This window comes from Paenibacillus xanthanilyticus (genome assembly GCF_042682185.1).
In the GTDB taxonomy this organism is placed as follows: Bacteria; Bacillota; Bacilli; order Paenibacillales; family Paenibacillaceae; genus Paenibacillus_Z; species Paenibacillus_Z xanthanilyticus.
Map to the genome: position 1 here is coordinate 2,460,846 of NZ_JBHUHA010000002.1, position 13,674 is coordinate 2,474,519.

14 protein-coding genes are annotated in these 13,674 nt (G+C 62.7%); 2 read left to right on the plus strand and 12 right to left on the minus strand.

Translation table 11 applies throughout. The annotated features are described in order from the left end of the window. Positions 1 to 188: 188 nt before the first annotated feature. On the plus strand, positions 189 to 959 hold the full coding sequence (locus ACFSKT_RS28370) for an ABC transporter ATP-binding protein (RefSeq protein ID WP_377719116.1): 771 nt from the start codon (positions 189 to 191) through the stop codon (positions 957 to 959). A gap of 301 nt (positions 960 to 1,260) precedes the next feature. Here ACFSKT_RS28370 and ACFSKT_RS28375 read toward each other — a convergent pair whose 3' ends face one another. The 5 genes from ACFSKT_RS28375 to ychF form a co-directional block, all read right to left on the minus strand. Further along, positions 1,261 to 1,782: a hypothetical protein gene (locus tag ACFSKT_RS28375; protein WP_377719117.1), complete on the minus strand. Its 522-nt coding sequence runs from the start codon at positions 1,780 to 1,782 to the stop codon at positions 1,261 to 1,263. Beyond that, on the minus strand, positions 1,779 to 2,258 hold the full coding sequence (locus tag ACFSKT_RS28380; RefSeq protein WP_377719118.1) for a hypothetical protein: 480 nt from the start codon (positions 2,256 to 2,258) through the stop codon (positions 1,779 to 1,781). Before ACFSKT_RS28380 ends, ACFSKT_RS28375 begins: the two co-directional genes overlap by 4 nt. Positions 2,259 to 2,509: 251 nt before the next feature. Beyond that, on the minus strand, positions 2,510 to 3,502 hold the full coding sequence (gene prmC / locus ACFSKT_RS28385) for a peptide chain release factor N(5)-glutamine methyltransferase (protein ID WP_377776374.1): 993 nt from the start codon (positions 3,500 to 3,502) through the stop codon (positions 2,510 to 2,512). 115 nt (positions 3,503 to 3,617) lie between these two features. Then, positions 3,618 to 4,691, minus strand: a complete 1,074-nt coding sequence (gene prfA, locus ACFSKT_RS28390) for a peptide chain release factor 1 (protein ID WP_377719120.1) — start codon at positions 4,689 to 4,691, stop codon at positions 3,618 to 3,620. 233 nt (positions 4,692 to 4,924) lie between these two features. Beyond that, a complete protein-coding gene (ychF, locus tag ACFSKT_RS28395) occupies positions 4,925 to 6,025 on the minus strand; it encodes a redox-regulated ATPase YchF (protein WP_377719121.1) in 1,101 nt (366 codons plus the stop codon). 161 nt (positions 6,026 to 6,186) lie between these two features. On the opposite strand from ychF, the gene ACFSKT_RS28400 reads away from it, so the two are divergent. After that, positions 6,187 to 6,333: a hypothetical protein gene (locus ACFSKT_RS28400; RefSeq protein WP_377719122.1), complete on the plus strand. Its 147-nt coding sequence runs from the start codon at positions 6,187 to 6,189 to the stop codon at positions 6,331 to 6,333. 106 nt (positions 6,334 to 6,439) lie between these two features. Here the strand turns inward: ACFSKT_RS28400 and ACFSKT_RS28405 are convergent, their stop codons facing one another. The 7 genes from ACFSKT_RS28405 to ACFSKT_RS28435 all read right to left on the minus strand — a co-directional run bounded on the left by ACFSKT_RS28405 (position 6,440) and on the right by ACFSKT_RS28435 (position 13,664). Next, positions 6,440 to 7,681, minus strand: coding sequence for a molybdopterin-dependent oxidoreductase (locus ACFSKT_RS28405; protein ID WP_377719123.1), 1,242 nt, complete (start codon positions 7,679 to 7,681; stop codon positions 6,440 to 6,442). A gap of 328 nt (positions 7,682 to 8,009) precedes the next feature. Continuing rightward, the gene (locus tag ACFSKT_RS28410; protein WP_377719124.1) at positions 8,010 to 8,510 is read right to left on the minus strand and encodes a DinB family protein; all 501 of its coding nucleotides are present in this window, start codon (positions 8,508 to 8,510) and stop codon (positions 8,010 to 8,012) included. 186 nt (positions 8,511 to 8,696) lie between these two features. Then, the gene (locus tag ACFSKT_RS28415; RefSeq protein ID WP_377719125.1) at positions 8,697 to 9,674 is read right to left on the minus strand and encodes a helix-turn-helix transcriptional regulator; all 978 of its coding nucleotides are present in this window, start codon (positions 9,672 to 9,674) and stop codon (positions 8,697 to 8,699) included. A gap of 179 nt (positions 9,675 to 9,853) precedes the next feature. Continuing rightward, positions 9,854 to 10,582, minus strand: a complete 729-nt coding sequence (locus ACFSKT_RS28420) for an ABC transporter permease (RefSeq protein WP_377719126.1) — start codon at positions 10,580 to 10,582, stop codon at positions 9,854 to 9,856. A 1-nt stretch (position 10,583) separates the two neighbouring features. After that, entirely contained in the window at positions 10,584 to 11,300 is a 717-nt protein-coding gene (locus tag ACFSKT_RS28425) for an ABC transporter permease (RefSeq protein ID WP_377719127.1), read from the minus strand. Beyond that, complete coding sequence (locus ACFSKT_RS28430) at positions 11,300 to 12,214, minus strand: ABC transporter ATP-binding protein (protein WP_377719128.1); 915 nt, start codon at positions 12,212 to 12,214, stop codon at positions 11,300 to 11,302. Before ACFSKT_RS28430 ends, ACFSKT_RS28425 begins: the two co-directional genes overlap by 1 nt. Positions 12,215 to 12,284: 70 nt before the next feature. Further along, positions 12,285 to 13,664, minus strand: a complete 1,380-nt coding sequence (locus ACFSKT_RS28435; protein ID WP_377719129.1) for a sensor histidine kinase — start codon at positions 13,662 to 13,664, stop codon at positions 12,285 to 12,287. Between the last annotated feature and the right edge of the window lie 10 nt (positions 13,665 to 13,674).

Below are 13,674 nucleotides of genomic sequence, written 5' to 3' on the forward strand. Positions count from 1 at the left end.
TTCCTACCCGTTTAGTCGGGTATTGACGATAAACCGGTCGCAATGCTAAGATAGGGCACATCGTAACGAATGAGTCAGTCTATAACGAACGAATCGACTAGTCTACCTGGAGATTCGGCAGCGCGTTTTTTCATGCTGCCGGTCTCTTTTTTTATGCTCATATGCGAGATGAAGGAGTGAATGGGCTCATGACGGCAGGACCCGTACTGGCGATAAGCGGTGTCAGCAAAACCTTTCACGGCGAACAAGGGGCGACCCATGTGCTGGACACGCTGGATTTGACGGTGCATGACGGCGACTTCACGACGATTATCGGACCGAGCGGCTGCGGCAAAAGCACGCTGCTGAAGATTATCGCCGGTCTGGACCAGGATTTTCAGGGGGAAGTGCTGCTCAAGGGCAAGGCGGTGACGAAGCCGTCGCAGGAGAAGGGGTTTATTTTTCAAGAGCACCGGCTGTTCCCTTGGCTGAACGTCGAGAACAATATCGCCGCCGACCTGTCGCTGCGCGACCCGGACGTTCGCCGCAGCGTCGACGAATTGATCAAGCTCGTCAAGCTCGGCGGATTCGAGAAAGCCTATCCGCGCCAACTGTCGGGCGGCATGTCCCAGCGCGTGGCGATCGCGCGGGCGCTCCTCCGCAAGCCGGAGGTGCTGCTGCTCGACGAGCCGTTCGGTGCGCTCGACGCCTTTACCCGCGGTCATCTCCAGGAAGCGCTGCTCGATATTTGGCAGACGAACCGGACCTCGATGGTGCTCGTGACGCACGACATCGACGAGGCTGTCTTCCTTTCCACCCGCGTCGTCGTCATGGATGCCCGTCCCGGCCGCATCAAAGCGATCGTGCCGATCGATCTCCCCTACCCGCGCAAGCGAACCGGGCGGTCGTTCACCGAGCTGCGGACGCTCGTGCTGGAGAAGCTCGAGCACCACGAAGAACAAGAAGCGTATAGCATTTAACGATGAACGCGACCTCAAGCGCGTGAACGCGCTCCAGATGAGCAAGCCGGCGCGGTATGACCATTCTCCCCCTCGTCAGCAAGTTGCCGGATTCCATCGTCATGGTGCTGGAAGCGCGGCTGCTGCCGGACAGGATGACTGCACAGGTTAACGGTCGAAAAACTTACGACTTAGCCGCCCCAGAAATCATCCGGGCTACAAACAAAACCTCCGCGCCCATCGACGGCGCGATCGAACATCTCCTACTAGATGAGGCAGACTTCGACCGCGCGCCGATCGGAACGCGGAGGTTTCGTTCGTTTCACGGCCACTCCGGCGCGTCCTCGCGCTTTGTATGCTCGTATATTTGCCGGATTCCCCATGCGAGAGCCAAGTATAGCGTTTGAACGAAGACGTAAATGGCGAAGGAATAGCCAAGGTTCCAGTTCTTGTAGCGGAAGACGTGACACCAGTTGGCGATCTGCTCATAGCCGACGCCGAGCGCGGAGAACGCGAGCATATATAAGCTGACCGCAAGCCCCCGCACGCGCCATCGGTCGAAGGCATAGATGAACAGATACGAGAACGGCGCATAGACGATATAGAACAACAGGTCGAATACCTCGTAACGGCCCGAATCGTTAATGTTGTAGACGTCGATCGGCGGTACCCCCAGCAGGAAGTCGGCATTCATCGCCATGATTGGCCCCATCGCGTACAAAAGGGCCGTGATGATCGACGGAAACCGCCGCGGCAGCCATAAGGAGCACCCGCCGACCGTCAATAGAGAAAGCAGCAGAAACCATTCGTTCGCGTCAAACTGCGCCGGCCAATCCAGTCTCATAGCCCGACTTCCTTCCGTGCCAGCCTTCGCGCGCCCCGCCACACCCCATAGGTAGACAACGCAAAGACGCACCAATATCCGAGCGAATAGCCGAAATGCCACTTCGCCTTCAGGTCGATGACGCCCAGCAGCACCTCAAGCTGCTCGAAACCGGCCAGCAAGGCGAGCGTTACCGCCGCAAGGAGCAGCGGGTGCTTAGCTCGGCCGCTAGCGGCATCGGTTCCGTAGCGAATGCATAACAAGACGATGACCGGGAAAATAATTTGAACGGCTAGCGCGTGCGCAACGACAGCCAGCATCAGCTTTGGCAGCGCGAAGAGCTCCCCGTTCAGACCTAGCAGCCACATATAGTTGCTATGCAGGAACAAGATCCAGCCCCATACCAGGAATCCCTCGAACGGATGCACGCGCTGCATGATGACCGGCAGGGTAACGAGAAGGAGCATGGAGATGCCCGTTATAACCGTAATTTCCATTTGCGCCTCCGACCATTCTTTCATAGTTGGATGGTTGCCATAAAAGCGCGTTTGTATGCAAGTCGGAACGCGCGCATGCGTCGGTCGACAAAGGCAACGTCGGCTGAGAAAACGGCGTATCGAACGATAGGCAAACCCTGGAAGAAACCACGAAAGCCATGATCGCAGCCTGCCGATATAAATAAGCGCAAACCTAAAAACCCCCGCGTCTTCGCATAGACGCGGGGGGTCGACGAACAGCTACCCTTTAGCTATGGGGCGATGGCAATGACGTGGCGGTCGATGCCGCCGTAATCCCGAATGACGCGGATCTCGGGCCATGCGCCAAGGCCGCGGAGCAGATCCGCGACCGCTTCCGCCTGCCCCATCCCGAGCTCGAAGGCCACGATCCGCGGCAGCGCGGCCAGCTCGGGCAGCTGCGCCACGATCGCGCGGTACGGATTCAACCCATCCTCGCCGCCGTCGAGCGCCAGGCGCGGCTCGTAATCGCGCACCTCCGTCTGGAGGTCCTCGATATCCCGCGCCGGTATATACGGCGGGTTGGAGACGAGGACGTCGATCCGCAGGCCGGCGACCCCGTCGCCGCCGTCCGCGCCCGCCTCTTCCTCGCGCCGCGCCACGAACGGCGCGAGCAGGTCGCCCTGCGCGAAGCGCATGCGCGCCGCCGCGCCATGGCGCGCCGCATTCGCGCGGGCGACGTCGAGCGCGTCCGGCGACAGGTCGGACGCGACCACGCGCCACGCCGGACGCAGCGCCGCCAGCGTCACCGCGATGGCCCCGCTGCCGGTGCCGACGTCGAGCACCGTCGGCGCCGCGCCCGCATCAGCCGTAGGAGCGTCGGCGGATCCCTCCGCCCCCGGCCACAGACGGTCGACCGCCTCCAGCACCGCCTCCACCAGCAGCTCCGTCTCCGGACGCGGAATGAGCACCGCCGGCGTCACCATGTACGGCAAGCCGTAGAACCACTGCTCGCCGACGATATACTGCAGCGGCTCGCCCTCCGCCTTGCGCGCCACGAGCGCCTGCCACGCTTCGGCGCGCCCCGGCGGGAGCGGCTCGCCCCAATCCATCAACAGCCGGGCGCGGTCCGCCCCGAGCAGATGCATCATGAGCCGCTCCGCGTTCTCGCGCGGCTCGCCGATGCCCCGCTCCGCTAGCATCCGCACGGCCGCCACGATCCGCGCGCCGATCGTATCATTCGGGGCGCTTCCGCCCCCGTAACCCGCCGATCCCGTAGTCGTCATGTCCACCTCACATCCTTCCGCCTTCCGGCTATCCTCTGCCTTGCCTGCCCGGGCCGTTCGCGCCGCGCATAACAAAAGCTGCCGCCCTCTGCGGGACGGCAGCCTTCCGTGTCGCTTACGCGAGGTTTTCTTTCTCCAACAATTCCGTCTGTGCGGTCAGCGTCAACGCGTTGATGACTTCATCCAGGTCGCCGTTCATGACCGAATCCAGCTTGTGGAGCGTCAGGCCGATACGGTGATCGGTGACGCGGCTCTGCGGGAAGTTGTACGTGCGAATCCGCTCGCTGCGGTCGCCCGTGCCGACTTTGCTCTTGCGCTCGCCCGCGTATTTCGCCTCTTCCTCTTGACGGCGGATATCATAGATGCGCGCGCGCAATACTTGCAGCGCCTTCGCTTTGTTCTCGTTCTGCGATTTGCCGTCCTGGCACGTCGCCATGATGCCCGTCGGCACATGAAGGACGCGAACCGCGGACTTCGTCGTGTTGACGGACTGGCCGCCGGCGCCGCTCGAGCAGAACGTGTCGATGCGGATGTCTTTGTCGAGAATCTCGACTTCCACCTCTTCGACCTCCGGCATGACCGCGACCGTCGACGTGGACGTATGGATGCGGCCGCCCGATTCCGTCACCGGAATCCGCTGCACGCGGTGCGCGCCGCTCTCGAATTTCAGCTTGCTGTAGGCGCCTTTGCCGGCCACCATGAAAATAACTTCCTTGAAGCCGCCCAGGTCGCTCTCTCTGAACTCCATCAGCTCGACGCGCCAGCCTTGGGAATCGGCATACTTGGAGTACATCCGGTACAGCTCGTAAGCGAACAAAGCCGCTTCGTCGCCGCCCGCCGCGCCGCGAATCTCGACGATAACGTTCTTGTCGTCGTTCGGGTCCTTCGGCAGCATCAGAACGCGGATGTGCTCTTCGAGCTGGTCCCTGCGTTCGGTCAGCTCTTCGATCTCCATCTTCACCATCTCGCGCATCTCGTCGTCCAGCTTCTCGCCCTGCATCACTTTCGCGTCGTCCAGCTGTTCGAGCACTTGCTTGTATTCCGTGTACGCTTCGTACGAAGGCTGCAGATCGGACTGCTCCTTCGAGAAATCGCGCAGACGCTTCGGATCGCTCGCTATATCGGGATCGCACAACAGCTCGCTCAATTTCTCGTACCGGTCGGCGACTGCTTGCAAACGGTCTAACACGTGCATTCACCCCTAAATCGTATAATTTCGTTAGTGTCGTATCTAGTAGTATAACATAACGCAGGCCGCTCCATAAATGTGCGAATTCTGGGCGCTTCTTGCCCCGGACGCCGTCAAACGGCGATGCACATGCGGCCCTGCCTTCTATGGGCAGGCGCTTGTCCCCCATGCCCCCTGTCCGCACACACGCCGAAGGACCCGGCTTCCCGGGTCCTTCCTTCAAGACGTTCGCGCTACACGTTGAAACGGAAGTGCATGACGTCGCCGTCCTGCACGACATACTCCTTGCCTTCGAGGCGGAGCTGGCCTTTCTCCTTCGCCGCGTTCATGGAGCCCGCCGCCACGAGATCATCGTACGCCACGACTTCGGCGCGGATGAAGCCGCGCTCGAAATCGGTGTGGATGACGCCCGCCGCTTGCGGCGCCTTCATTCCTTGACGGATCGTCCATGCGCGCACTTCCTGCACGCCGGCCGTGAAGTACGTATACAGGCCGAGCAGCTTGTAAGCCGCACGGATGAGGCGGTTCAAGCCGGACTCTTCCAAGCCAAGCTCTTCGAGGAACATCGCCTTGTCCTCGCCTTCGAGCTCCGCGATCTCCGACTCCACCTTCGCGCTGATCGGCACCACTTCCGCGCCTTCCGTCGCCGCGTATTCGCGCACCAGCTTCACGTACGGATTGTCGTCCGCGTTCGCCGCTTCGCTCTCGCTGACGTTGGCTGCATAGAGGATCGGCTTCATCGTCAACAGGTGCAGCTCGCGCACGAGCAGCTTCTCGTCGTCGGTCAGCTCGACGCTGCGCGCCGGCTGGTCGTTGTACAGCGCTTCTTTGATCCGCTCGAGCACCTCGACCTCTTGCGCGTATTTCTTGTCGCCGCCCTTCATGTTCTTGCGGCTGCGATCAATGCGTTTCTCGACGGATTCCACGTCGGCCAGGATCAGCTCCAGGTTGATCGTTTGAATATCCGAGATCGGATCGACCTTGCCCGCCACGTGGGTAATGTTCTCGTCCTGGAAGCAGCGCACGACTTGTACGATCGCGTCGACTTCGCGGATGTGGGCGAGGAATTTGTTGCCCAAACCCTCGCCTTTGCTCGCGCCTTTCACGATGCCGGCGATATCGATAAATTCGAACGCCGTCGGCACGGTGCGGTTCGGCGTCACCATCTCGGTCAGTTTGTCCAGCCGCGGATCCGGCACCTCGACGACGCCGACGTTCGGATCGATCGTGCAGAAGGGATAGTTCGCGGACTCTGCGCCCGCCTGCGTAATTGCGTTAAACAACGTGGATTTGCCGACGTTCGGCAATCCGACGATACCTGCTTTCAAACCCATTAGATAGACACCTCAGCTCACGAAATACAGTTCTTTGGACATTATACCCGAAGCGGACAGCGATGGAAAGGCGCGCAGGCGCCGGCTTGCTCGCGCTCGGGCGAATGTCCGCTATGCGCTCCGGGCATACTATCGCTGCCAAGACTACGGGAGGTGAGAGCATGGAGAACAAATCGCATGCCGGCAATTATAAAGGCACCACGAACATGACCGCCAAAAATCAGGACATGGCGTTCGTGAACGACACGATCGAAGACGCAAAGTCCGTGACGAACTTCCAGACGACGAAGAACAAAACAGATAAATAACATCTGACCCTAAACCGTCAGCACCGGCTTGTATTAAAAAAACCTCCAATCCCCCGTATGTATGCGAGGGGTGGAGGTTTTTCGCTATTCTCGTTATCCAAAGCCGCTACACCCAGGCATCCTTCGCGTAACCCCGCTCTTCCCAGTAGCCGGTATGGTCCGTGTCGATCAGCTCGATGCGGTTCAACCACTTGACCGACTTGTACGCGTACATTTTCGGCACGACCAGCCGTACCGGCCCGCCGAGATCGCTCGGAATCGGCTTGCCGTCGTGCAGCACCGCTACCATGACGTCGTCCATCGCGGCTTGCTCGAGCGTAAGCGAATCCGTATACACGCCGTCGCCGGAGTACAGCTTGACGGTGCGCGCGGTGGCGCGGACGCCGGCCATGCGGAGAAGCTCCTTCAGCGGAATGCCCTCCCACGTATTCGAATAGACCGACCATCCCGTCACGCAATGAAAATCGCTCACCTGCACCGTCCGCTTGAGCTGGACGAACTGCTCCCAATTCCAGACGAGCGGCTTCTCCACCAGCCCGTCGACCTTAAGCGACCAAGTCGCGTTGTCGAAGGAAGGAATCGGGGTCACCGTGTAAACCCGGAAGCTGCCTTTGCTTCCGCCTCCGATCGGCGCGACGGATTCGGGGAGCGGCTGCGGCGCTGGCGTCAGCCGATTCGCGTCCTTGCGGATCAGCTCCTCCGTATTGGCGGCGCCCGGGCCGAGGATGCCGCCCGCCCAGCGAAGGAATGAAGGACCGAGCGTCACCGCGAGGCCCGCGCCGATCGCCGTCTTGATGAAGGCGCGCCGCGTCAGGAGCGACTGCGGACCTGCGGCGGGGTGAAGTCCCGCGCTCGACGGAACGCCGCCGTCTGTCTTAACCGTACGGCGGTGCGGTTCCTTCAACCACTTGGTGCGCGTGATCGAATGGTAGATAACGTACGGCAGTCCGACCCACGTGAGCAAATCATGCACCGCGAGCGCCGTGTTCGACCAGAAGGGGCCGACAAAGCGGAATTGCCACAACGCCAGGCCCGAGATCAGCCATCCGACCAGCAGCGCCAGCACGATGACGACGTTCGCCTTCTGGGCGAATTTGCCCCGCAGCTGCTTCCAGTGCTTGCCTGCGAGCACCAGGTAATAGAGCACCGGCACGAGCGAAGCGATTCCCGCCCCGATATGGAGCCATCGCACCCACACGCGCCCTTCGCCCAGCACGCCGCGCCAGAAGCCGCCGAACAGCACCAGCCCGCTCAGCGCCAGCAGCACGACGAGCCATCCGTTCCAGGCATGCAGCCGCGCAAGCTTGCGCCCGTATCCTTTTCGAATTCCCGCTAGCCAATTCCCCACTTTCGCCTCCGCCTCCTCTAACCGCCATTACCTCTATTATATATAAATAGACGCAAACTAAGGCATATTGGATCACCGAAACGCGACTGATCGCGGGAAAAGTGTTTCTTCATGAGGCCGCCTGAGGCGGAGATCCGTCGCGGTGAACGTCCGCCCGAGAAAGACTGTGAACGACGCTGTCCGCGAGCGTCGAGCCGTGACGAGAACCCCGGCGCGGCGAGCCGTCCCGAACGCGCCGCCAGGCACACCGCCAAGCACGCCGCCAAGCACGCCAAAAAGCCGGGCTCGCCGCCCGGCCTTCCTCGCCTCTCGCATCGTCTCCTCGCGGTTACAGCAGCGGCTCCTGTCCCCACTCGATCCAGTCCTCGCGCGTCGGGCCGTACAGACCCGGCACGCGCAGCCCCGCCTGCCGCATCAGCACCGTCATTTGGCCGCGGTGATGCACCTCGTGCATGATGAGGATATGGAGCGTCAGCCCGTTCTGCCACTGGTCGCCGTACATGTCGACCGACTCCTGCAGCTTCTCGTCGTTCCATTGCGCTTTGACCGCTTCCAGCAGCGCCGCGCTCGTCGAGCGGTAAGCCTCGGCGATTGCCTTCGCCGAGTCCGGCGCCTTCTCCTCGTGACAGGACGCCGGGAATTCCAGTCCCGTGCGGGTGAGCATCTCGTGCGGGGTCGACGCGATATGCCAGGCCAACTGGCCGAGCGTACGGTGCTGCGGCGCGACCGCCTGGACCAGCGACGCGTCGGTCAGGGCGTCCATCACCCGTTGAGTCGCTTTCGATTCGTGGATCCAGCCGGCCTCGAAAGCTGCGATCGAAGTAAACATAAGGAATTCCTCCTAGCTATTGTCCGTAGTTGCGGCGGTCGTCCCGCCTGCACGACAACAGCATACCCAACCTCTACTGACAACAGTATGGCAGCGATTCGGACTCGTCTACGGGAATTTCGTGAACCGGCACCCGCGATGGCGATCGGCCGTTTACCGACGTTCCAACCGCATCCCGCCGCCGCCTCACGCGTCCGTCTGTACCACGGCCAGCTTGGTCTCCCGCTCGTATAGCGACACGATCGCCCGGGCGCGGGCCGCAAGCTCCTTCGCCACATGCTCCGGCTCCACTACCTGCACGTCCGTCCCGCACGACAGCAGCATGCTGTACAGCCACGGCTCCTCCGGCTGGGTCGCGGCGACGAGCAGCGTGCCTTCGGGCTCGATCGTGATCTGGCTGGGCTCGTAATAATCCATCACTCTCGCCTTGGCTCTCGGCTGGTAGCGAAGCAGCAGGTTGACATGAGGTTCGGTCACGTCGCCCGCTCCGATCCGGTCGTACGTGATTTCCTGCGGAACCGATTCGCGGCGCTCGAAGCGCTGCTCGAGCGTCGTTAATCGTTCGATCCGGCTCAGACGGAAGATCCGGTAATCCTGCCGAAGCCGACAGTAGCCGTACAAATACCAGGAATAACCCTTGAGCACGACGCCGAGCGGTTCGCAGTCGCGCCCCGATTCTTCGCCGCGTCCGCTCGTGTAGACGAAGCGGACGACCCGCGTCTCCCGGATTGCGTCCTTCAGCCGCGCGAGCAGCTCCTTCACCGCGGCGCCGCCCTGCCACGGATTCATGTCGATCACGACCTGCTCGCTCATGAGACCTGCGGCTCCGCGCTCCGACTTGGCGACGAGCGCCCCGACCTTGTCCAGCAGCGCCGGAATATCCTGCTCCTCCATCGAGGAGCGGATGCCCCGAAGCGCGATGATGATCGACTGCAGCTCCTCCATCGACAGGAACTGCCGGTCGAGCCGGTATTGGTCCATGATTTCGTAGCCGCCCGACGCCCCCGCGTACGAGACGACCGGAATCCCCGCCTGATTGATCGTCTCCAAGTCCCGGTAGACCGTGCGCAGCGACACTTCGAACCGCTCCGACAGCTCCTTGGCGCTCACTCTGCGGCGGTTCAACAGCAGCATCGTGATGGCCAGCAGACGATCCAGCTTCATGCCCGCTTCCTCCTTCGCGTTCCTTTATCTTGCCCTGACCTTACCAAAGCCGGACGCGAAGGGCAAGACTTGACGAAACGAGAGGATGCAGGAAATGTGCCGGACGCCAAAAAAGGCGCGCCGCGGTATCGTGCCGCGTTCGCGCCTTCCCTATTGCTAGCGTGCGGAGCCGTCCCGACTCACACCGGCTTGCGCATGAAATACGCCCAGCCTGCCGCCAGGAACACGGCAAAGCTGCCAAGAATGACGCCGAACAGCGTCGTCGGCGATAAGTTGATCGCCGCCATGCCGTGCCCCTCCATCGGGATCATCGCCAGCAGCGGCTGAGCCCAAGGATAATACGGTCCATAGGTCGAGGAGTTCATGACGAGCAAATTGGGCATCGTCAGCACGACGTTGACCGCCAGCGGCGCGGCGAAGCTCGGCAGCGCCGTCGAGACGCCGAGCTGCAGCGCGGCGAGCGGCAAGCACGCCACCCAGCCCCCGCCGACCGAGCGGAGGATGGCCAGCCACGGCACCGGGCCCGGGAAGCCGAGCACCGCGCCGACGCCGAGCAGCGCCGCCAGGAATAGCAGCTGCGTCAGCAGCAGCAGGAACATGACGTATATATACTTGACCGCGAACAGCTGGGTGCGAGATACCGGCATCGCCAGCAGCTGCTTCCAGCCGCCGCCCGCGTGCTCGAAGCGGCACACCAGCGCAGCGAACACGCCGGTCAGCAGCGGCAGGAACAGCATCGCGTGCAGCGCGGCCATCAAGGCGAGCGCACCGAGCCAATCGGCGTCTTCGCCGCCCCCTCGCGCGCCGACATAGCCGACAAGACCGGCCAGCAGGGGGCTTGCTCCCGCCACGACCCAGATGACCGTCCGTCTCAGCTTCATCCATTCCGATCGGATCAATCGCAGCATGCTAGCTCACGTCCTTTCGAGCGAACTGCGCCATCCCGGCGAACAGGAGCACGACGCCGAGGGCCGCGCCGGCCAGGACGGAGTAGAGCGGCTCGCCGGCACCGTTGAGCAGATGCGGCCATTTGTAGGGCACCCAATCATCGAAGCGCGAGCCGAACATCGCGACTATCATACCGACAATGCCGACCGTCAGCGGCACCGCCTGGTTCGCCAGCGTCACGCTGAGCCACACCTGCAGCACCATGAAGGGCAAGGCGGCGACGTACGGGTAATACAACGTCTGCAGCAGCTCGCCGTAAGGGAGATCGCCCAGGTCGAATCCGAGCGCCGCCCCGAGCGCGATGGTCATGATGAAGAGCAAGGTGCTCGAGACGAAGAGCAGCAGGACGTTCAGCAGCGCCTTCGCCGCGAATACGGCGGTCTTCGGCACCGGCAGCGCGAGCGTCTGCTTCCACGCGTTCGTCTGATGCTCGATGCCCGCCGCCATCGACGCTAGAATCGCCAGGCCGATGAATAAGGTCGGCAGCGTGATGGCGCTTACGTTGCTGATCAGTCCGCCCCACAGATCGTCTTTGTACACATTCATCAGGTAATCATAACGGAGGCCGTAGTTCACGCCCTGCAGCCCCGCCACGCCGAGCGGGCCGAGCACTGCGAGGAACCAGAGCATTTTGCCGCGGATCTTCAGGAATTCCGCGGAGAGGATGCGCGCGAGCATCAGAGGCTCCCCTCCCCGCCGGTCATCTCCAGGAAGATGCGCTCCAGCGAAGCGCTCTCCTCCTCCACCCGGTACACCGCGAAATCATGCTCGACCAGCTTCGCCACCATCGCCGCCACCGCGCGGTCGTCGCCGCCTTCGGCGCTCAGCCGGCTGCGGTCCCAGTCGGCATGATAACCGCTGGCCAGCAGCAGCTTCCACGCCGCCTCCGGCTCGCTGACGCTGAAGCGGATGCGGGCTTGCGACCGCTGGCGGAGCGCGCCGATCTCGTCCTGGAAGATCATGCGCCCTTTCGCGATAATGCCGACACGGCTCGCCATCTGGTCGATCTCGGACAGCAGGTGGCTGGAGACGAGAATCGTGACGCCGTGCGCCTGCGGCATGCTTTTGATCAGCTCGCGGATCTCCAGAATGCCCGCCGGGTCCAGGCCGTTCGTCGGCTCGTCGAGAATGAGCAGGTCCGGCTGTCCGAGCAGGGCGGACGCGATTCCGAGGCGCTGCTTCATGCCGAGCGAGTAGCCTTTCACCGCCCGCCGCGCATCCTTGGTCAACCGGACGATCGCGAGCACCTCGTCGATCCGCTGACGCGGCACGTCCAGGATGCGGCGGAGCGCCTCCAGATTGTCGTATCCGGTCAGGTGCCCGTAATAAGACGGATATTCCACCAGCGAGCCGACCTTGCGCAGGATGGCCATCCTCTCCCGCTTCAGTTCCTTGCCGAATATATGCACGCTTCCTTGCGTCGGCTTGGCCAAGCCGAGCAGCATGCGGATCGTCGTCGTTTTGCCCGCGCCGTTCGGCCCCAGGAATCCGTAAATATCGCCCTGCCTGATACGCAGACTGACGTCGTTCACGACGGCTTTGCCGCCCAGCTGCTTGGTCAGCCCATTCGTTTGCAAAATCCATTCGTTCATGTTCTTCACCTCGCTATCCAGCATAGCGAAGCCAGGTTAAAGGAACATGCCCGCCTTGTTTAAGCTTCGTTTAAAAAAGCGGCGCGATCGCGATGCGCGTGCCGGTCTCGCCGGTGCGCACCTCGCTGCGCAATCCCATCTCCTTCAGCATCAGCGCGGCGATGGACAACCCCAGTCCCGCCCCGCGTTCGGGCGAGCTGCCGCTCATCCCCGGCCCGCGGTCCTCGATGACGAGGCGGCCCCCGGCTTGCGGATGGAGCGCGAAACGGACGTACCGCCCGCTTCGCGCATGACGAAGCGCGTTCTGGCAGTAATTATCGAGCACGCGACCGAGCCACTGCGGGTCGACCTCCCAATAGACGGCTTCCTCGGGCAGCTCCAGATCAATCTCGAAGCCCGCCTGCTCGAAAACCGGGTACCAGCCGATGAAGAAGGTGCGCGCCAGCCGCGCGACATCGGTCCGCTCCGGGCGATACGGATATTTGCCCGCCGACAGCAGGGAGTACGAGAAGAGGTTCTCGATCAGCTGGCCAAGATACCCCGTCTTGCTCTCGATTAAGGCGACGGACTCCGCGCCGCGATCGCTCAAGCGCTCGGCCCGCAGACTATACGCATGGCCGCGGATGGCCGTGAGCGGCGTACGAAGGTCATGCGACAGCTTCGCGATGAGCTCGCGTCGCAGCGCATCCTCCTCGGCCTCGCGCGCGCGGCTCGCCGCGAGCTTCGCGACCATGTCGTTGAACGCCTGCTCCAGCCGGCCGATCTCGTCCCGGTTGAGCACCGCGACCTGCGCGGGAATGCCGCCCGCCGCCGCGTGGTCGGTCATTGCGGCCTGCAGACGCACCAGCCGGCGCCGAATGCGATAGAAGAAGAGCAGCGAAATCGAGAGGAACACCGCCAGAATGAGCATAGAGCCGCCGAGCACGACCGACACGCCGAGCCACGCCGAACCATACCGCGACGCGGCGCCGCTCGGGCTCATCGCGCTGCGCGGCAGCTCGAAGCCGATGAAGCCCTGCGTCCGATCGTCCCCGACGAACGCGATGACGGTGAACGGGTCGCCGGAGAAGCGTTCTTTCATGAACGCGACCGTATAGGCGGGCGTCCATATGGCCGGCCGCTTCGGATCCACGGGCAGCTGATATCCGGTCCGCCCCTGCGCGTCGACGCGGAATACCGCCGCTTTCGGGTAGCGCGCCTGAATCGCGCCCAGGCGGGCGGCGATGGTTCGCTCGCTGGCGCCGCCCAGCTTCGCCGCCTCCTCGTGCCACATGTTCTCCAGCGTCGCGGCGTCCCGGTAGCGTTCATCCGTCACGCCGAGCGACTCCCGCCATTGGAGCGGCATGTAGGTCAGCAGCGAGATGATCGGCAGGATCATGGGCAGCAGCACCATCGCGCACAAGATGATGAGCACGTATTTGGAGAGCAGCGAGTCTTTGAGCTTGAACAACCGGAGTCGC

Bases quoted from the DNA above. Each gene is read 5' to 3' on its own strand.
- ACFSKT_RS28425 (WP_377719127.1), bottom strand. From the start codon at position 11,300: ATGCTCGCGCGCATCCTCTCCGCGGAATTCCTGAAGATCCGCGGCAAA.
- ACFSKT_RS28430 (WP_377719128.1), bottom strand. From the start codon at position 12,214: ATGAACGAATGGATTTTGCAAACGAATGGGCTGACCAAGCAGCTGGGC.
- ACFSKT_RS28410 (WP_377719124.1), bottom strand. From the start codon at position 8,510: ATGTTTACTTCGATCGCAGCTTTCGAGGCCGGCTGGATCCACGAATCG.
- ACFSKT_RS28415 (WP_377719125.1), bottom strand. From the start codon at position 9,674: ATGAAGCTGGATCGTCTGCTGGCCATCACGATGCTGCTGTTGAACCGC.
- ACFSKT_RS28375 (WP_377719117.1), bottom strand. From the start codon at position 1,782: ATGAGACTGGATTGGCCGGCGCAGTTTGACGCGAACGAATGGTTTCTG.
- ACFSKT_RS28380 (WP_377719118.1), bottom strand. From the start codon at position 2,258: ATGGAAATTACGGTTATAACGGGCATCTCCATGCTCCTTCTCGTTACC.
- ychF (WP_377719121.1), bottom strand. From the start codon at position 6,025: ATGGGTTTGAAAGCAGGTATCGTCGGATTGCCGAACGTCGGCAAATCC.
- prmC (WP_377776374.1), bottom strand. From the start codon at position 3,502: ATGACGACTACGGGATCGGCGGGTTACGGGGGCGGAAGCGCCCCGAAT.
- ACFSKT_RS28400 (WP_377719122.1), top strand. From the start codon at position 6,187: ATGGAGAACAAATCGCATGCCGGCAATTATAAAGGCACCACGAACATG.
- ACFSKT_RS28370 (WP_377719116.1), top strand. From the start codon at position 189: ATGACGGCAGGACCCGTACTGGCGATAAGCGGTGTCAGCAAAACCTTT.
- ACFSKT_RS28420 (WP_377719126.1), bottom strand. From the start codon at position 10,582: ATGCTGCGATTGATCCGATCGGAATGGATGAAGCTGAGACGGACGGTC.